We start from the raw sequence: 17,729 nt of genomic DNA, 5'->3' as shown, positions 1-17,729 counted from the left end.
CATGAGCGTTCCCGAGGCGAACGAAACCCCGCAGGTCGACGACGAGACGCGCGAGCGGTCCTCGGAGCAGCGGAACATCACCGCCCCCACACCGCCGGACGTCCGGGCCAAGGGGGAGGACGACGGCGAGCCCGAGCCGCCCGCAGCCGACACCCGGGCGCCGTGACAGGCCCGCGCCCGCGCCGGCCGGGGCCGCCCCGGCCAGGACCGTCGCCCCGGCCATGGCCGGGGCGACGGTCCTGCGAGGGGTACGGCTACCACCGGTACCACCGTCGGCCGCCGCCGCGGTCACCCGAGGTGAACACGAAGCCCAGGACCCACAGCACCAGGACGGCGAGCGCGATCCACCACAGGATGTGTAGGGCGAAGCCCGCACCGCCCAGGATGAGCGCGAGCAACAGGACGAGAACGAGAATGAGCATGGGGATCGTCCTTCCACGGGGAGCGAGCCGTTCGGCAACGGCGTGTGCCCGCTTCGGCCGCGTCCATGCGTGGCCCCGTCCGTACGTGCGGCATCGGGCCGTCACTGGGAAGGCGCGGAGCCGACAGGAGGTGCGAGCGGTGAGCTGCGACGACGATGCCGTGCTGGGCGGCGTGCTGGCCCGGCTGCTGGCCGGTTCCCGGGAGGGCGGGGCGGCGGAGCTGCCCGGGCTGGTCCGGGAGGCGGCCCGCGCGCTGGGCGCGGACGGGGCGTGGGTCTTCCTGGCCGATGTCCAGCAGCGGCACCTCGTCCCGCTGCCCGGTTCCGAGGACGGGGCTGACGGCCACCAGATCGACATCGAGGGGACACTCGGCGGCCGCGCCTACCGGCTGCAGCAGACCCAGCTCTCCTCGGGACCGTCCACGGTCGGCTGGTTCCCGCTGGTCGACGGAGTCGAGCGGATCGGCGTCCTGCGGATCGAAGGCGGGGCGCGGGACCGGGGCACGATCGACGGCTGCGAGGCGCTGGCGGCCCTGGTCGCGCTGCTGGTGGTGTCGAAGAGCGCGTACAGCGACGTCATCGTGGAGGTCGGACGCAGGGAGCGGATGAGCCTCCAGGCCGAACTGCTGTGGGCCTTCCTGCCACCACGCACCATCGGCACTCGCCACGTCACCTCCAGCGCCGTCCTGGAACCGGCCTACGACGTGGGCGGGGACGCCTTCGACCACTCGATGGCGGGCAGCCGCCTGCACGTGTCCCTGTTCGACGCGATGGGCCACGACCTGGCCTCCGGTGGCGCCAGCTCGGTCGCGCTGGCCGCCTGCCGCTGCACCCGACGGGCCGGCGGCGGCCTGGCCGACATCGTCCGGGCCATCGACCGCACGCTGGCCCAGTGGATCCCCGACCGGCTGCTGACCGCGGTGATCGCCGACCTTGACACGGCCACCGGCGAACTGGCCTGGGTCAACTGCGGCCACCCGCCGCCCCTGCTCATCCGGGACGGCCGTGTCGTCCCGGACGCCCTGCGCCGGCACGCCGAACTGCCGCTCGGGCTCGGCTTCCACGAGGACGGTCCGCAGCCCGTCCACCACGCCAGACTGCAGCCCGGCGACCGGCTGCTGGTCTACACCGACGGGGTCACCGAGGCCCGCTCGACCTCCGGCGAACTCTTCGGGGAACACCGCCTGACCGACACCCTGGTCCAGCACATGGCCGGCGGAGACCCCGCCCCCGAGGCCCTGCGCCACCTGATCCACGCCCTGGTCACGCACCAGGACCACCAGCTGCGCGACGACGCCACCATCCTGCTGGCGGAGTGGCACCCGCACCGGCCCGGGCCCTGAGCTCTGGTCGGGCCCTGAGCTCTGGTCCGGCCCCGAGGCAGGCCAGGGCCCTGCGGCAGGCCGGCGCCCTGAGGTCGGCCGGAGGGCGTTCGCGGACTACGGCTCCAGCAGCCGGTCCAGCACCCGGCCGAACACGACGCGCCCCAGGGCAGCGATGACCGGATCGGCGAACCGGGGCAGACCGGCGATCCGCAGCTCCTCCGCCCAGACCGCCTCACTGCCGCCGTCCACGGCCCGGACTCGCAGCACGGCCCCGCCACGCACCGGGCGGCCGCGCTTGACCAACCGGCAGAGCCCGTCGCGCCCGGGTGCGGGAGCGACCAGCTCGACGATCTCCATCGGGTCGTCGAACCGCAGCGGCCCGACGGACGTCCGGGCCAGGACGACGTCGCCTGCCTCCCGGCCGGTGCCCCGGGCGACGCCGACCCGGGTGAACGGCACCCGCTCCCCGTGCCGGGGCCAGGCCGTCAGCCGCTCCCAGCAGACGGCCGGCGGCAGCGGCGAACGGCGGGTCAGGACGAAACGGGCCATGAGGCCCACCGTAGTGCCGCCCGGGCGCCGGGTGCCCGCCTGCTCCGGCGAGGTGCCCGACCGCGTCGCGGTCCGCCTTGGGCTGCGCACGCCGGCTGCGACTCCGCCGGCACGCAGTGGAGTTGGTCCTCGCGCGGGTGCGGGCACGGCCCGCCGGGCGGGTTACGTCCGCCCGCCCAGTAGCGCCGCCACTGCCGCCAGGTCGCTGTCCCCGCCGAGCAGCACCACCAGTGGCGGGTGGGCCGGGGGGCCCAGCCGGGCGATCTCGTACGCGGTCACGCCGAGCCCCGGCGGGGCGACGAGTGCGACCGGAGCGCGGGACTCCAGCAGCGGGCCGAGTACCGGCCGGTAGGCGGCGGCCGGTGGGTCGGTCTCGACCGGGCGCAGCACACCGAGGGCCTGCGGGCCGGGCCAGCCGTGGGCGGCGCCGGGGTAGCGGGTGCGCGGGGCGCCGGGCGGGGACAGCAGCAGCACCCAGCCCGCGCCCGGGCGGGTGGCCTGGCGCAGCACGTCCAGCCGCACCGCCGGGCTGTCCGCGCCCGGGACCCCGGAGCCCGCTGGGCGGCCCGGGTCGCCCGGGCCGTCCGGGCGGCCCGCGGACTCCGCGGCGCCGCCCCCGGGGTCGCCCAGCCGTGGCGCCGGCTGTCCGGCGAGCGTGGTGCGCAGCACCTCGGTGGTGCTCAGCGCGCTCGGCAGGTCCGGGAAGCTGCGCAGCAAGTGGGCGCTCTGGCTGAGGAGTTCGACGGCGTCCTGGTCGGCGAGCAGGGCGCGGTCGTGGGTGGTGGTGAGGACCAGGCCGCCGGTGGTGTCGTAGTGGGCGGCGAGGGTGATCGGGTACGAGGTGAAGGTGCCGGCCGGTGCCGGGCTCTCCACGTGGATGCCGTGTGCGGCCAGGTCGGTCTCCAGCCGCAGGTGGTGCGCCGCGGGCGGCTGGTGTTCCAGCACGACGAGGCTGTTGGGCCGTGGTCCGCGTGAGCCGGCGGTCCAGTGGTGTGCCTGCCCGGGGGAGACCCACTCGTACGCGGCGAGGTCGAGGACCCCGTCGCGCAGTGCCGCGAGCAGTTGCGGCACGGTGGTGCCCGGGTGGACCCGGACGGTGATCGGCAGCGGGTTGCGCAGCGCGCCGGGCAGCCGGTCGATGCCGTCCAGCGGGATGCCCCGGCCGGAGACGGTCACCGCGAAGCCGACCCGCACCGCCTGGGCCGGGCGGCGGGGCCGGCCGGCCTGCGCGGCGCGGTACAGCAGCAGCGCCCAGGCGGCCTGTAGCGCGCTGCTCTCGCCCGCGCCCCAGGCGGCTGCCCAGCCGCGCAGCCGTACCGCCTCGTACGGGGTGAGGCGGCGCCGGGCTCGGCCGCTGCCGCGTCGGCGCGGGTCGGGGGCGAGCGGCAGGACGGCGGCGGCGCCGGGCCGGGTGGACCAGAACTGCCGTGCGGCGTCGGTGTTTTCGGCCTGCAGCCAGCGGGCGTGGTCGCGTATGTCGGGGCGGCGCTCGCCGCCGGGCAGGACGCCGCCGGTGAGGTAGGCGCGGTAGAAGGACTGCAGCAGCAGGCGCACACTCCAACCGTCCAGCATCGCGTGGTGGTAGCTGAGCAGCACCCGGGTGGCGGGTCCCTCGTCGGCGTCCGGCGGGGTGTCGAGCAGGGTGGCGCGCAGCAGGGCGGGGCGGCGCAGGTCGAAGCCGCGTCGGCGGTCGGCGGCGAGCAGTTCGTCCCAGTCGGCGGCGTCGTGCGGGTGCCGGGTGACCTCGGGGGCGGCGTGTTCGTGGAGCACCATCCACGGCTCGCGGTCGCGGCCGCCGTTGCGGTCTTCGGCGCCGTTCCCGTTGCCGTTCCCGTCGCCGTCCTCGTCCCAGTCGAAGGCCGCGCGCAGCACCGTCTCGTGGTCGATGACGGACTGCCAGGCCGCCGTGAAGCGTTCGGTGTCCAGCGGCCCGTGCCAGTGCCAGGACAGCTGTTCGACGTGCCGACCGCCGTGGTCCGGCTGCCCGAGGACCTGGCGCAGCATCTCCCGCTGCAGCGCGCTGGTCGGCACGGTGACGGGCTCCGGCGGGTGCGCCAGCGCTTGGCGCAGCTCCTCCAGCAGCGCGAGGGCGGGCCCGGGCGGGCCGGGAGCGAGGCCGACGAAGAGCCGCACCGGGTCGTGCGCGCCGTGCGTGCCGTGCGTGCCGTCCGAGTCGTGCGGGCTGTCCGGGCCGGACCTGCCATCCCGTGGGTCCTCGACCAGGACCGCCCGCAGCCGGGGCCCGGTGGCGAGGCTGCGCCCCAGCTCGGTGAGCACCCGGTCGAGGTCCTCCGGGGCCTTCGCCGTCCGCTGCCACAGCAGGTCCGCCCCGGTGCCGCCCGGCTCCGGCAGGACGGCCTGCAGAGCGGCCTCCAGCGCGGCGCGCAGCACGTCCGGCCGGTACGTCCGGTGCAGCTCGACCAGCAGGTACTCCTTCGCCCGGGCGGGCCGGACGGCGGCCGGCCGGGGCCCGGCCGCCGTGCGGGCCAGTGCGGCGCTCACCGCCCCGGCGTCGAGCCGTCTCGGCGGGCGGGCGGCGGGCAGGCAGGGCTCGGGCGCGGGTGCGCCGGACACCAGCAAGGTGACGGGTGCGCTGGAGAACTGACGGTTCGTCATCACTGATCAGCGGGCACCGGAGCCCGAGTCCTTCCCGTGGGCCGGCCAGGATCGCGCCGGGGTTACTGGGTGGCGAGGCCACCGCAGACGTTGAGTGCCTGGGCGGTGATGCTGGCGGCGGTCGGGGTGGTGAGGTAGCCGGCCAGCGAGGCGACCTCCTCGGGGGTGGTGTAGCGGCCGAGCGGGATGTGCGTCCGGAAGTGCTGGTGGATGGTCTCGGGGGTGGTGTTGTAGGCCGTCGCGTACTCGTGGTGGATCCGGGTGGTGTGCGGGGTCTGGACGTAGCCGGGGCAGATGGCGTTGACGGTGGTGCCGGTGGGAGCCAGCTCTTTGGCCAGCGCCCGGGTGAAGCCGATCACGGCGTGCTTGCTCGCGGTGTACGGCGCGCCCAGGGTGACGGCCTGTTTCCCGGCCGTGGACGCGATGTTGATGATGCGGGGGTGCGTGGTGCTGGTGATGTGGCCGTGCCGGAGGGTTTCCCGGGTGACCAGGAAGACGGCGTTCAGATTGGTGTCGATAACGTCGTACCACAGGTCGTCGGTGGTGGTCGCGGTGGGCCCGCCGCCGGTGCGTCCGGCGTTGTTGACCAGCACGCTGATCGGGCCGTGTTCGGCGACCGCGTGCCGGATCAGCTCGGCGACCTGGCGGGGGTCGCGGACGTCGCAGGGCAGGCCGTCGGCCTGGTGACCCTCGCCGCGCAGGGTGGCCAGCGCCTGGTCGATGTGCTGGGCGGTGCGGGCGCAGATGAAGACACGGTGGCCGCGGCTGCCGAGTTCGCGGGCGATGGCCAGGCCGATGCCGCGGGTGCCGCCGGTGATCAGGGCGAGGGGTTGCTCGGGTGCGGTGGTCATGACGCGTCCTGTGGGTGAGGGCTGGGAGAGGTCGGCGGGCGCGGCCATCCGGGCGGGGCTCAGGCCGAGTACAGGTTGTAGGTGGTCGGGTGGGCGGTGGTGGGCGTGTTGAGGGTCGGGTCCAGGGTGAGGATGGCGTGCTGCAGGTGCTGCAGGTGCGGGGACGGCTGGATGCCGAGTTCGGTGGTCAGCCGGCGCCGCAGGTGGTGGTAAGCGGTGAGGGCGCTGGTCTGTCGGCCGGCCCGGTAGAGCGCGACCATGGCCTGGGCGTGCAGGCCCTCGTGGTGCGGGTGCTGGTGGGTCAGGTGGGTGAGTTCGGGGATCAGCTCGTTGTGCCGGCCGAGCCGCAGATCGGTGTCGATGCGCCGCTCCAGGGTGATCAGCCGGCTCTCCTCCAGGCGCATGATTTCGATGGTGAGGATCGGCCCGGGCCGCACGTCGACGAGGGCGGGGCCGTGCCAGAGCGCGAGGGCCTGGCGGAAGCGGGCGGCGGCCTGGTGGTCGTGGCCGTGGTTGAAGGCGTGCTGGCCCTGGGTGAGCAGCAGGTCGTAGGTGTGGACGTCCAGGTCGTCCGCGTGCGCGGTGAGCTGGTAGCCGCCGTGCCGGGTGGTGAGGATGTCCTTGGCGGTGGTGTGCGGGGTCGGCCCGAGGGCCTGGGTGATGCGGCGGCGCAGCTGCAGGATGTACGTCTGCATCGTGGTGAGCGCCTGTCTGGGCGGGTCGTCGCCCCAGATCTCCTCGATCAGGGTGGCCGTGGGCAGGACCCGGTTCGGGTAGAGCGCCAGGAGGGCGAGGATCTGGCGCTGCTTGCCTGCGGAGGGGACGACGGAGATGCCGTTGAGGTCGGCGGTGAGGGGGCCGAGGACTCTGAGCTGCATGGCGGTTCTCCCTTCGTGCGCGGGACGGTTGTCGGTGCGCGGGTCACGTGGTCGTGTCAGGTGCTGCTCGTACTCGTACTCGAACTCGTGCTCGGGCCCCTGGGGCGGACAGGTGTTCGAAACCGGGGGATGGTGGGGTGGACGCGTCGCACCCTAGTTCTGCCAAGCGGCGGGGGCCGGATTCCTCGAGTGCCCGTCGAGCGCGGTTCCGGGCGCTCTGGTGGGGGCTTCCGGGCAGCCCGACGCGGCGGAGCGGCAACCGGGGTGGGGCCGCCCCGCCGCACGCGGGCGCCATCGGGGACACGGGGCCGGGGGGGACATGGGGCCCGCAGGGGCTACTTCTTCCGCAGGTCGCCCGAGAATCCGCCGACCAGCAGGTGCAGGCTGCCGTCCGGGTTGCGGGTGTACACCTGGTCGTGCGGGTCGGCGGCGCAGCCGCTCAGCGAGTTCATCGGGGCGGTGCGCAGGACCACCCGGTCGGCGGTGGCCTGGACGAGGTTGGCGACGGCGTCGCAGTAACGGGTGCCGACGCCGCCGTTGTTGTGGATCTGGGCGACCGGGTCGTTGGGGCGGCCCTGGCTCAGGACGATCGTGAAGTCGGGCTTGAGGAAGGTCTGTTCGCTGCCCAGGGTGCCCTGCCAGGTGCCGAGGAAGGCGGCCGGGATCGCGCCGTCGGACGTCGCGGTGGGGGTGGCGGGGGCCGCCGAGGTCGACGGCGGCGGCTTCGCGGTGCCGGTGTCTTCGTCGCGGGTGGCCAGGAACACCGCGGTGCCCGCCAGTGCGACGGCCAGCACGGCGACGAGGACCAGGGTGGCGCGACCCGCGCGGCGGGGGCCGGGCTGCGCCGGGCGCGGGTGCGGGTGCGGGTACGGCGGGTAGGCGCGCGGGGGCGGTGCGGGGACGGTGGTGGCAGCGGACGGCGGGGGCGGCAGAGTGGCCCAGGCCGGCGCCGGCCCGAACCGCCCCGGAGGCGAGGCCGGTTGAGCGGCCTGTTGGGCGGGCGATTGCGCGGCCGGTCGGAGGCCCGGTCGGGGGCTGGGTCGGGCGGGTGACTCGCCGTCCAGGTCCAGCAGCTCGACGGCCAGGGTGGCCAGCGCGGCGGCGATCGCAGGCGGCAGCCAGGTCCGCCCCTCCAGCCGCTCGCCCGCCGTCCGGTCGTGCGCCGTCAGCCGCTCGCGCAACTGCTCCGGGGTGGGCCGCCGGTCCGGGGCCTTGGCCAGGCAGTCCGCCACGATGGCATGCAACTCCTGGTCCGCGATGTCGAGTTCGGGCTCCTCGTGGAGCACCCGGTAGAGCATCACGGCCGCGCTCACCCCGGAGCCGAACGGTGCGGTGCCGGTGGCGCCGTGGGCGAGCACGGCGCCCAGTGAGAAGACGTCCGAGGCGGGCCCGGCACCCCGGCCCTCGGCCTGCTCGGGGGAGAGGTAGCCGGGGGAGCCGACCACGAAGCCGGAGCGGGTGAGCGCGGTCGCCGCGTCCAGGGCCCGGGTGATCCCGAAGTCGATCAGCCGCGGGCCGTCCAGCGCCAGCAGCACGTTCGACGGCTTGACGTCCCGGTGCACCAATCCCTGTGCGTGAACGGCCTGCAGGGCCTCGGCCAGCCCCACGCCGAGCGAGCGGACGGCCGGTTCGGGCAGCGGGCCGAAGTCCCGTACGGCGGTGCCCAGGGAGGGGCCGGCGACGTATCCGGTGGCCACCCACGGCTGGGCGCCCTCGGTGTCCGCGTCCAGTACCGGGGCCGTCCACCGCCCGCCGACCCGCCGGGCGGCGGCCACCTCGTTGCGGAACCGGACCCGGAACTCCGGGTCTGTCGCGTACTGGTCGTGCACCAGCTTGACGGCCACGGTGCGCCCGCCCGCCGTACGGCCCAGGTACACCCGGCCCATTCCGCCCGCACCGAGTCTCCGCAGCAGGCGGTACTCGCCGACCTGCCGCGGATCCCCGTCCCCCAGCGCCTCCACGCCGATTCTCCCCTCGCCGCTCCCGCCCCGTACTCCACGCCAGACGGTACCGCCCGGAGGCGCGGTTCCGGTTGCGGATGCGGGGGACGGATCCCGTACGGGCGGGCGCCGTTCAGCCGCGGGCGACGCCGCTGGGGGTGCCCGCGGGGGCGCCGCCCGGGGTGCCGCTCGCGGGGGTCGCGGCCGGCGCCGGGAGGTGCGCCTGGTGGTCCGCCGGGTAGAACTGCCGGGCCCAGTGCCGCATCGTGCCGATCGGCCCGTCGCCGGCGGCGAGCCGGGGCGGCGACAGGTACTTCTTGGTGGACCAGATCGGGAAGTCGGCCGCGGTGAATTCGAGGTTGCGCTTGAACATGGGCCCCGCCAGCATCGCGGTCACCGCGCGGCTGACCGTCCGGGCGACGGCCGGCGGCAGGCCGGCCGGCTCCCGCATGACGAAGCGGCTCGCCTGCCGCAGCTGCATCCGGCCGGGGGCGACCTGGGTGGCCATCACCAGCGAGCAGATCTCCAGGCCGAGCGAGGGCGTGCGCACATCGGTGTGCAGGGCGGCGAGGCCGTACCCGTCCACCTCCACGTCGACCTGCCGCAGGCCGAGTAGCGGGAAGGTCTCCCGCACCCGCATCGAGATGTGGAAGCGGGTGCCGTCGAAGGTCACGGGGGCCGCCAGCTCGCCCTGCGGCCAGCCGTGCAGGGTGACGAAGTGGCCCAGGTCGAAGGAGTTCTCCATGACGTCCTGGGCGTAGCCGGGCATCTCGAAGGAGGCGTAGCGCAGCGGCTGCCGTCCGTCGCCGAGCAGGTGCCAGGACGGGATCTCCCAGTCGGGCTCCCGGCCGTCGTGGTGGCGCCAGACGAAGACGGCCTCGTTGACCTCCCGCACCGGCAGTTGCGCCAGGGCGGCCTTCGGCGGCGGGGTGCCGTAGCCGGTCCGTACGCAGCGGCCGTCGGCGTCGAAGGCGAACCGGTGGAAGGGGCAGACCAGGTCGTCGCCCTCGACCTCGGCGAGGCCGAGGTGGGCGCCCAGGTGCGGGCAGTACGGACGGATCGCGCGCAGACGGCCGTTGCGCAGCCGGTACAGCACGACGTCCTCGCCGGCGAGTTGGCGGGTGAGGACGGTGCCGGGCTCGAGTTCGGCGGAGAATGCGAGTGCGGCCCAGCCGTCGGGGTAGGGCAGGGCCGGTGGCAGGGCGACATCGGCCGTCGTGGGGCGGTCGCTGACGGGGTGGACGTGCTCGTGGGACGCGCGCATGACTCTCCTGTCGGGGGGCTGTCCGGCGCCGCCCCTCCCAGGCGATGAGCGCTCGAACGGAAGGCATTTCAGATGCTAGCCACGGATCGTCAGTGCCCGCACGGACAACCTCCCCAAGGGAGGAGAAGTCTGATGATCGGTCAGCCAGAAATGGTCAAAGCTTGGCAAATTCCGGCCGCCCCTCTGGATGTGCCATTGCACATGTCACATCATGCTCCCCATGAGAAAAGCCATCGCCCTGTTCGCGGCCGTCGCGGCCGTCGCCGCCCTCGGCGGAACCTCTGCCTCTGCCGCCGGACCCGACGCCACGGACCTGGTCGACACCGGTCAGGGCAAGCTCGTCTGGAGCTCCTGCAACGATGCCACCACCCCCGCGCTGCAGTGCGCGATGCTCGACGTGCCGGTGGACTACGCCGACCCGCACGGGCGGAAGATCGCCATCAAGCTGAACCGGCTCCCCGCCACCGCGCCCAAGGACAAGCAGCAGGGCCCGATCCTGCTCAACCCCGGCGGCCCCGGCGACTCCGGGCTCTGGATGCCCGGCTACATCTCCGGCAAGCTCCCGGCGGACGTCGCCTCGACCTACGACTGGATCGGCTTCGACCCGCGCGGCACCAACGGCAGCGACCCCCATGTGGTCTGCGACGCCCACTACTTCGACGCCGAGCGCCCCGACTACCAGGTGAGCCAGGGCACGTCGAAGGCCTGGCTGAAGAAGGCGGCCGGCTACGCCGCGGACTGCGCGGCCGACTGGTCCTGGCTGCTGCCGCACATGACCACCGTCGACAACGCCCGCGACATGGACAGCATCCGCCGGGCGCTCGGCGTTCCGAAGATCAACTTCTACGGTGGGTCCTGGGGCACCTCGCTGGGCTCCACCTACGGCCAGCTCTTCCCCTCGCACGTGCGCCGGATGGTGCTGGACAGCATCGTCGGACCGACCATCAGCTGGTACGACCACAACATCCTGCAGGACAAGGAGCACCAGCGCCGCTTCGACGCCTTCGCGGCCTGGACCGCCAAGGCCGACTCCGTCTACCACCTGGGCACCGACGCCGCCGCCGTCGAGCAGGCCTACCACCAGGTCGAGGACGCGCTGCGCAAGGAGCCGGTGGACGCCGCCCCGGCCCCCGGCAAGATCGGCCCGGCCGAGTTCGAGGACACCTTCTACGGCGGCGGCTACAACTTCCTGCGCTGGCCCCGGATGGCCACCGTGCTCTCCGCCTACCTCACCCAGCACGACAGCCGTCCGCTGAACATCGCGTACAACCGGTACGCCGCCCCGGGCGCCGACGACGGCGCCTTCCCGGCCTACAACGCCGCCCAGTGCACCGAGAACGCCTGGCCGCGCGACTGGGAGGTCTGGAAGAAGGACCAGGCCAAGGTGAACGCGACCGCGCCCTTCTACACCTATAACAACATGTGGTACAACGCTGCCTGCATGTTCTGGCCCTACCAGGGCAACCCGGCGGGCCGGCTGAAGATCACCGGCAAGGGCCTGCCCCCGGTCCTGCTCTTCCAGGCCACCGAGGACGCCGCCACCCCGTACGAGGGCGGGCTCGCCATGCACGACGCGCTGCCCGGCTCCAAGCTGGTCGTCCAGAACGGCGGCAGCTTCCACGAGATCCTCTTCCACGACAACGCCTGCCTGGACGACACCTTCACCGCCTACCTGCGCGACGGAAGCCTGCCCCAGGGCAAGGGACGGATCGCCAAGACCTGCGCGCCCGAAGCCGACCCGGCCCCGGTGTACGTGACGCCGCCGCCGGCCGCCGCCAAGGCCGCGCCCGCGACCGCCCCCGCGGCCGGCCTGTCGCCCACCGACCCGGAGGCCGTGCGCGGCGTCCTGCGGTAACGGCCCGACCCCGGGCGGCCCGCAGCCCGCAAAGCCCGTAGCCCGCACAGCCCGTAGCCCGCACAGCCCGTAGCCCGTAGCCCGCAGTCCGTCGGGTTGCGGGCTACCCGGCGGTCACCTGTCCGACGTATGGTCGGTCCCCGTCAAATCCGAGCCACCCTCACCTCAACCGGGATGACCATGAAGAGATTCGGAAGGCGCCTGCTCGCCCTGGCCGCCTGCCTGCCCGTACTCGCCGGGATGGCGACGGGCACCGCGAGTGCGGCCCCGACAGGCACCACCGTCGGGCAGTCGGCGGTGTCCTGGACCGGCCCGCTCAGCACCCGCGGGCGTTACATCGTCGACGCGAACGGCGACCGCTTCAAGCTGAAGGCCGCCAACTGGGCCGGGGCACAAGGCACCTGGGAGGGCAGCGGGAACGTCGACGACCCCGCGAACAACCAGGCCGGACAGGTGTCGCACAACATCCCGCTGGGCCTGGACCGGGTGCCGATGGCGCGCCTCCTGGCCGACTACCACGGGCTCGGCCTCAACAGCATCCGGCTGCCCTTCGCCAACGCGATGATCCACGACACCGCCCCGGTGCCGGACTCCGCCGTCGCCGCCAACCCCCAGCTGAAGGGCAGGACCCCGCTGCAGGTGTACGACGCCGTGGTCGCGGCGCTCACCGCCGACGGCTTCGCGGTCATCCTCAACAACCACACCACGAGCTACCGCTTCTGCTGCGGCCTCGACGGCAACGAGCGCTGGAACAGCGGCCAGTCCACGCAGGCGTGGGAGGACGACTGGCTGTTCATGGTGAACCGCTACCAGGCGAACAAGCGGGTGGTGGGCGCCGACCTGCGCAACGAGGTCCGCCGCGACACCTGGGACGACCCCAACTGGGGCCTGGGCGACGCCCACGACGAGTACGCCGCCTTCGAGGAGGCCGGAAACCGCATCCTCCAGGCCGACCCCGACATGCTCGTCATCATGGAGGGCATCAACTGGTACGGCATCCCCGCCGCGCCGTTCAGCCACGGCCGCCCGACGCTCACCCCGGTCCGCAACCTCTCCAACACCCTGATCGACTCCGGCAAGCTGGTGTACTCCGCGCACTTCTACGCCTACACCGGACCGGCCAACACCGGTGCGGGCAGCGGCCCGGGAGCGACGAACGACCCCCGCTACGAGGACTTCACCCCCGAACAGCTCGGCCAAGTGGTGGACGACCAGGCGCTGTTCGTCACCCAGGCCGGGCAGCACTTCACCGCCCCGGTGTGGATCAGCGAGTTCGGCGCGGGCGGACGCGGCTCCACCGACACCAAGGAACAGGCCTGGCTGCACACCTTCACCGACCTCCTCGCCGCCCGCGACACCGACTTCGCCATCTGGCCACTCGTCGGCTGGGCCGACACCACCGGCCGGCCGCTGGACACCTGGGCCCTGCTCTCCTACGACCCGGCCGGCAAACGGCTCGGCCTGAGCGACCCCGGCGACTGGCGGGCCACCGACTGGAACAAACTCGTCGACGCCCCCGCGCTGACCGGCCCGGTCGCGCAGCCGAACCACTGGAACATGCTCGACCTCGACCACGGCGACCAGAACGCCTCCCGCCGGATGCTCGCCCGCCCGGACTGGAACAGCGGCAACCGCAAGGGCACCTGCCCGGACGGCCAACGCCTGGTCGCCCTTGGCCGCGGCGACAGCCGGGGCCTGTGCACCGACGCGGGCGAACCGGCCACGGGCAGCGGCGACTGGGTCACCGTCACCGACGAACGGTACGTCACCGAGGGCGACTGGGCGTCCGGCTACAACAAGCTCCAGTGCCCCGACCACACCGTTGCCGTCGGCTACAGCGTGCACAGCGACGCCATGTCCGCCCTGCTCTGCGCACCCGCGGCCGGACCGCTGCCCGCCACCGGCCGCAACGTCTGGTTCGACCACGGCGACAACCGGCCCACCAGCGGCGGCTCGGTCACGAGCGATTGGGCGCCGGGCCACTACAAGGGCCAGTGCGCCGACGACGAATACCTCGCGGGCGTCGCCTACACCTGGCGCTGGCTCCACTACGGCGCCCCGGACGCCCTGCTCTGCCGCCCCCTCGGCTGACCCGGCCGACCGGCCTCGTCGGCGCGACCGGCCGAGCGGCCTTCGGCTGAGCGGCCTCGCCACCACGGGGCGGGCGTGGGCAACCGGCCCACCGGCCGGTTGCCCACGCGGGCGTCAGACCTGCGGCACCACCAGGGCCACGGCGAGCGGCCGGGCCACCGGCGGCGTACCTCCGTACGCCCTGGTGGCCCGGCCGGGTCTTGGTTCAGCCGGGTCGGGTCAGCCGGCCGCGACCGACCTGGCGCCGTCCATGAGGCCCTTGCGCGCCTCGGCGACGATCTCGGTCTGCCGAATCAGCACGTCGACGGCGCCGGTGACGAGAGCGATCTCGGCCGGCGTGGTCCACCCCGGCCGGTGGATGATCGTGAGCAGTTCGTCGAAGCCATCGGTGGTGACCGACTTCGTCACGGTGGCGAGGTGGTTGATCCGCTGCTCCAGGTGGGCCAGCTGGTCCTTGTCCACGGCGGGTTCAGCTCCTGTGATCGTCGGGGGATGCGAGCAGGCCATGTCTACCCGAACCGTCTGCGGCGCCATAGGCGCTGAACGGGTGGACTCGGAGCGCCCCGGACCGTCCCCCTCGCGGTGCCGTCCGTCGGATCGTCAGCTCGTCGACACGGGTGAGGAGCACCCCCGAAGCCGGGCGTCCGTCGCTACGACCGTCGCTACGGCTGCCGCTACGGCTGCCGCTACGACCGCCGCGACCGCCGCTACGGCCGGCCGGGGCCGCCGGCCGTCGGGTCGAGGGCGTCGCGCAGCATGGTGCGGGAGGTGATGCCCAGCTTCGGGTAGATCTGGTAGAGGTGTGCGCCGACGGTCCGGTGGGAGAGGAACAGGCGGTCGGCGATCTGCCGGTTGGTCAGTCCGGATGCGGCGAGGCGGGCGATCTCCGTCTCCTGGGCGCTCGGGCCGGCGGCTCGGCGCCCGTTCCCGCCTGCGGCCCGCAGTTCCTGCTGTGCGCGTTCGGCCCACGGCCGGGCGCCCAGGTCCTCGAAGGCCGCGAGCGCGGCGCGCAGGACTGTCCTGGACTCGGCGGTGGCCCGGGCCCTTCGCATTCGCTCACCGTAGGCGAGGCGGACCCGGGCGTGGTCGAAGCGCCACCGCTCGCCGCCGGGGGTGTCCAGTGCGAGGGCGAAGAGGCGCAGGGCCTCCTCGTCGTCGTCGGTGCACAGGGCGGCCGAGGCCTCCACCAGCATGGCGTGCCGGGACGACACGGCGGCGAGGCCGGCCTCGCGCATGGCCCGGACGTGCGCGACGGCCTCCTTACGCCGGTCGCCGCGGACACCGGCTTCCACGAGGTGCGTGGCCACCCACAGCGCGTGGGGGACGTGCGAGGCCAGGGTGCCCGCCGGGCTGACCGCGTCGGCGTGCCGGTAGGCGAGCGCGAAGTCCCCGCAGCCCAGGGCCGCCACGGCGGCGTGGTGGGCGTAGTGGGCGGCGCAGGGCGCGCCGTGCCGCGCGGCCCAGCCGATGATGCCCTCGGCCGTCGCCAGGCTCTCGTCCGTGTGCCCGCGGGCGCCCAGGACGATGGCCCTGATGTACAGGAAGTACCAGGCGAAGGCGCTGTACCCGTGCTCCTCGCACGCCCGAAGGCCCTCCCGGGCGAGGTCCAGCGCCTCGTCCCAGCCGCCGGTGAGGTAGTTGTCGAGGCACAGGTGGATGAGCGCCGAGATGTACCGTCGGGCCGGGCCGCCTTCGCGCCCGGCCCGCACCACCTGCCACGCCGCTTCGCGGACCTCGCCGAGGCGGTCGAGGTAGAGGGCGCCGGTCCCCACGCGGGTGATCCGCACCGGGTCGGCCGTGCCGGCCACGCCGGTCACGTCGGCCACGCCGGCGATACCGGCGCCGGTCAGGGAGGCCACACCGGCCAGCGAGGCCATGAGGACGTCGAGTTGCCCGTGCGCGGCCGCCCCGGTGCGGGCGGGGTCGGAGAAGGTCCGTCCCAGGACGGTCAGGATGGCCGGCGGCTCCGGGGTGAGGCGTTCCACGACCGGGTAGTAGGAGTGCCACAGGTCGGGCCGGGCGCCGAAGAAGCAGACCACGGCGAGCACGTGCAGCGCGTCGACGAGCGCCTTGTCGTCGGCCCGGTACCGGTGGGCGCCGGCCGCGGACTCGATCGCGCCGCTCAGCAGGCGGTGGGCGGTGTCGACGTCGCCGTCCCCGTTGAGGAGGAGCAGCGCCGACGCCGTGGCCGAGTGGAGCGAGTCCGTCCCCTCCGGGGCGGCCTGGCGCGCGTCGTCGAGCAGCCGGCGGGCACTGGCCAGGGCTCCGGTGGACTCGGCGCCCAGGTAGGCCGCCTCCGCGAGACGACGGCTGCGGTTCGGCCCTTCGGGGGTGAGGGAGGCCGACCGGATCAGCGTCCGCACGGCCCCGCCGGCGTCCCCGCGGCGCAGGGTGAGGCCCGCGGCGTGCTCCAGCAGCGCGGCGACCTCCTCGTCGGGTTCCAGCGTGGCCTCGCCCAGGTGCCAGGCGCGGCGCTCGGGCTGGTCGACGAGCACGTGGGCCAGGGCCGCGTGCGCGGCACGCCGTTCGCCGCTCGGGGCGTGCCCCACGACGGCGGAACGGATCAGCGGATGACGGAACCTCAGCCGCTGCCCGCCCTCCTCGATGTGCACCAGTCGGTCGCGTTCGATCGGCGCGAGGTCGTCCAGGTCGTACCCGCCCGCGACCCGGCGGGCGGCCGCCTGCAGCACGCCCAGGTCGCCGGTCCCCTCCAGGGCCGCGAGCAGGAGCAGTTTCCGGGCGGGCGCGGGCAGGCCGGTGACCCGCGAACCGAACAGTGTCTCCAGTCGGCTGCTCAGGGGCAGGACGGCGGGGGAGTCCTCGGCGGCGGGCCGCAGGGCGGTCGGAAGTTCCAGCAGCGCCAGCGGATTGCCGCTCGCCTCGGCCAGCAGCCGCCGCCGCACACCGCGCGTGAGCCCGGGGACCCTGGTGCCGAGCAGCGTGGCCGCCGCCTCGTCGTCCAGGGGCGGAAGGTCGTAGGTGGGCAGGGCGCCCGCCTCGTGCGGGCTCAGTTCGCCGGAGCGCGCCGCCGCCACGAAACTGACGCCCAGGCCGGTCACCCGCCGGGCCACGAACCCGAGCACCGTGCTGCTGGCGCGGTCGACCCAGTGCAGGTCGTCGATGACGACGAGCAACGGATCACCGTCGGAGACCCTCTGGAGGAGCCGCAACACGGCGTTGGAGACCAGGAGTTGTTCCGGCGGCCGGCCGGTGTCGAAACCGAGCGCCACCCGGAGGGCGGCGCGCAGGGCGGTGTCGAGATGCTCCAGGGCGTCCAGGAACGGGAAGAGGATCTGATTGAGGCCCGAGTAGCCGCAGTGGGCCTCGAACTCCACGCCGGCGGCCCGGAGCACCCGGACGCCGTCCGCGAGCGCGGACCCGGCGAGCGCGTCCAGCACGGCGCTCTTCCCGACGCCCGCCTCCCCGGCCAGCAGCAGCGCACCGCCGCCCGCCCCGATGCGCAGCCGTTCACGGAGCACCCGCAGGTCGCCGTCCCGGCCGATCAGCGGCCCAAGCCCCGCAGCGCCGCGTGCGCCGCCCGCGCCACCCCTGTCCTCCACCGCCGTCCCCTCCCCGAGGCCCGCCCCCGCCGTACGGGGAGCCGCGCCCCGTCGAGGAGAGTTCCTCCGCCCGGCCGTGAACGCCCCCTGGCCGGGCCCAGTATGCCGGACACTCGCAGGTCAGCGCGGTGGCGGGCGCGGTGGGCCGTGCGGTGGACGGTGGTGGGCGGTGATGTGGATAGGAAACGGATTTCGCGTTTAGCGGGTTGTCGCATAAGCTGGTCTTACCGACGCGGGGTGGAGCAGCTCGGTAGCTCGCTGGGCTCATAACCCAGAGGTCGCAGGTTCAAATCCTGTCCCCGCTACTACCGGAGGCCGGGGTCGACGCATCAGTGCGTCGACCCCGGCCTCTTTTCATGCGGCCCCCTTTTCCTGGGGC

At 74.1% G+C, this 17,729-nt stretch carries 13 protein-coding genes and 1 tRNA gene; 5 read left to right on the top strand and 9 right to left on the bottom strand.

Translation table 11 applies throughout. The features are described from left to right. Nucleotide 1 precedes the first annotated feature (1 nt). Entirely contained in the window at nucleotides 2-166 is a 165-nt protein-coding gene (locus ACIBEC_RS46240; protein WP_360510056.1) for a hypothetical protein, read from the top strand. An 88-nt stretch (nucleotides 167-254) separates the two neighbouring features. Here the strand turns inward: ACIBEC_RS46240 and ACIBEC_RS46235 are convergent, their stop codons facing one another. Beyond that, complete coding sequence (locus ACIBEC_RS46235) at nucleotides 255-422, bottom strand: hydrophobic protein (protein ID WP_360509832.1); 168 nt, start codon at nucleotides 420-422, stop codon at nucleotides 255-257. A gap of 139 nt (nucleotides 423-561) precedes the next feature. On the opposite strand from ACIBEC_RS46235, the gene ACIBEC_RS46230 reads away from it, so the two are divergent. Next, a complete protein-coding gene (locus ACIBEC_RS46230; RefSeq protein WP_360509831.1) occupies nucleotides 562-1,764 on the top strand; it encodes a PP2C family protein-serine/threonine phosphatase in 1,203 nt (400 codons plus the stop codon). A 96-nt stretch (nucleotides 1,765-1,860) separates the two neighbouring features. Here ACIBEC_RS46230 and ACIBEC_RS46225 read toward each other — a convergent pair whose 3' ends face one another. The 6 genes from ACIBEC_RS46225 to ACIBEC_RS46200 form a co-directional block, all read right to left on the bottom strand. Then, nucleotides 1,861-2,295 (bottom strand): SRPBCC family protein, encoded by a 435-nt coding sequence (locus tag ACIBEC_RS46225; RefSeq protein WP_360509830.1) that lies wholly within the window; start codon nucleotides 2,293-2,295, stop codon nucleotides 1,861-1,863. Between the two features lie 162 nt (nucleotides 2,296-2,457). Continuing rightward, entirely contained in the window at nucleotides 2,458-4,911 is a 2,454-nt protein-coding gene (locus tag ACIBEC_RS46220) for a condensation domain-containing protein (RefSeq protein ID WP_360509829.1), read from the bottom strand. Between the two features lie 62 nt (nucleotides 4,912-4,973). Then, nucleotides 4,974-5,762: an SDR family NAD(P)-dependent oxidoreductase gene (locus ACIBEC_RS46215; protein ID WP_360509828.1), complete on the bottom strand. Its 789-nt coding sequence runs from the start codon at nucleotides 5,760-5,762 to the stop codon at nucleotides 4,974-4,976. Nucleotides 5,763-5,821: 59 nt separating this feature from the next. Next, complete coding sequence (locus ACIBEC_RS46210) at nucleotides 5,822-6,640, bottom strand: AfsR/SARP family transcriptional regulator (RefSeq protein WP_360509827.1); 819 nt, start codon at nucleotides 6,638-6,640, stop codon at nucleotides 5,822-5,824. A gap of 335 nt (nucleotides 6,641-6,975) precedes the next feature. Beyond that, nucleotides 6,976-8,601: a serine/threonine-protein kinase gene (locus ACIBEC_RS46205; protein ID WP_360509826.1), complete on the bottom strand. Its 1,626-nt coding sequence runs from the start codon at nucleotides 8,599-8,601 to the stop codon at nucleotides 6,976-6,978. Between the two features lie 112 nt (nucleotides 8,602-8,713). Then, nucleotides 8,714-9,844 (bottom strand): Rieske 2Fe-2S domain-containing protein, encoded by a 1,131-nt coding sequence (locus ACIBEC_RS46200; RefSeq protein ID WP_360509825.1) that lies wholly within the window; start codon nucleotides 9,842-9,844, stop codon nucleotides 8,714-8,716. A 220-nt stretch (nucleotides 9,845-10,064) separates the two neighbouring features. Here ACIBEC_RS46200 and ACIBEC_RS46195 point away from each other — a divergent pair, with 220 nt between their 5' ends. Together ACIBEC_RS46195 and ACIBEC_RS46190 are read left to right on the top strand one after the other, a co-directional pair. Beyond that, complete coding sequence (locus ACIBEC_RS46195) at nucleotides 10,065-11,699, top strand: alpha/beta hydrolase (protein ID WP_360509824.1); 1,635 nt, start codon at nucleotides 10,065-10,067, stop codon at nucleotides 11,697-11,699. A gap of 174 nt (nucleotides 11,700-11,873) precedes the next feature. After that, complete coding sequence (locus tag ACIBEC_RS46190) at nucleotides 11,874-13,790, top strand: glycoside hydrolase family 5 protein (protein WP_396290735.1); 1,917 nt, start codon at nucleotides 11,874-11,876, stop codon at nucleotides 13,788-13,790. Nucleotides 13,791-14,009: 219 nt separating this feature from the next. Here the strand turns inward: ACIBEC_RS46190 and ACIBEC_RS46185 are convergent, their stop codons facing one another. Further along, nucleotides 14,010-14,252 carry a hypothetical protein gene (locus ACIBEC_RS46185; protein ID WP_360509823.1) on the bottom strand — a complete coding sequence of 81 codons (243 nt, stop codon included), beginning with the start codon at nucleotides 14,250-14,252 and terminating at the stop codon, nucleotides 14,010-14,012. 245 nt (nucleotides 14,253-14,497) lie between these two features. Beyond that, nucleotides 14,498-17,350, bottom strand: a complete 2,853-nt coding sequence (locus tag ACIBEC_RS46180; RefSeq protein ID WP_360509822.1) for an AAA family ATPase — start codon at nucleotides 17,348-17,350, stop codon at nucleotides 14,498-14,500. A gap of 231 nt (nucleotides 17,351-17,581) precedes the next feature. Here ACIBEC_RS46180 and ACIBEC_RS46175 point away from each other — a divergent pair. Continuing rightward, nucleotides 17,582-17,655: transfer RNA gene (locus ACIBEC_RS46175), tRNA-Met, on the top strand. Nucleotides 17,656-17,729: the final 74 nt, after the last annotated feature.

Source organism: Kitasatospora sp. NPDC051164 (assembly GCF_044455625.1).
Classification (GTDB): Bacteria; Actinomycetota; Actinomycetes; order Streptomycetales; family Streptomycetaceae; genus Kitasatospora.
The sequence above is the reverse complement of the archived record's forward strand: the minus strand, read 5'-3'. Positions and strand labels throughout refer to the sequence as shown.

Excerpts from the sequence above, each read along its gene's own strand:
- ACIBEC_RS46240 (WP_360510056.1), top strand. The coding sequence starts at position 2 with ATGAGCGTTCCCGAGGCGAACGAAACCCCGCAGGTCGACGACGAGACG.
- ACIBEC_RS46235 (WP_360509832.1), bottom strand. The coding sequence starts at position 422 with ATGCTCATTCTCGTTCTCGTCCTGTTGCTCGCGCTCATCCTGGGCGGT.
- ACIBEC_RS46225 (WP_360509830.1), bottom strand. The coding sequence starts at position 2,295 with ATGGCCCGTTTCGTCCTGACCCGCCGTTCGCCGCTGCCGCCGGCCGTC.
- ACIBEC_RS46220 (WP_360509829.1), bottom strand. The coding sequence starts at position 4,911 with ATGACGAACCGTCAGTTCTCCAGCGCACCCGTCACCTTGCTGGTGTCC.
- ACIBEC_RS46215 (WP_360509828.1), bottom strand. The coding sequence starts at position 5,762 with ATGACCACCGCACCCGAGCAACCCCTCGCCCTGATCACCGGCGGCACC.
- ACIBEC_RS46210 (WP_360509827.1), bottom strand. The coding sequence starts at position 6,640 with ATGCAGCTCAGAGTCCTCGGCCCCCTCACCGCCGACCTCAACGGCATC.
- ACIBEC_RS46200 (WP_360509825.1), bottom strand. The coding sequence starts at position 9,844 with ATGCGCGCGTCCCACGAGCACGTCCACCCCGTCAGCGACCGCCCCACG.
- ACIBEC_RS46195 (WP_360509824.1), top strand. The coding sequence starts at position 10,065 with ATGAGAAAAGCCATCGCCCTGTTCGCGGCCGTCGCGGCCGTCGCCGCC.
- ACIBEC_RS46190 (WP_396290735.1), top strand. The coding sequence starts at position 11,874 with ATGACCATGAAGAGATTCGGAAGGCGCCTGCTCGCCCTGGCCGCCTGC.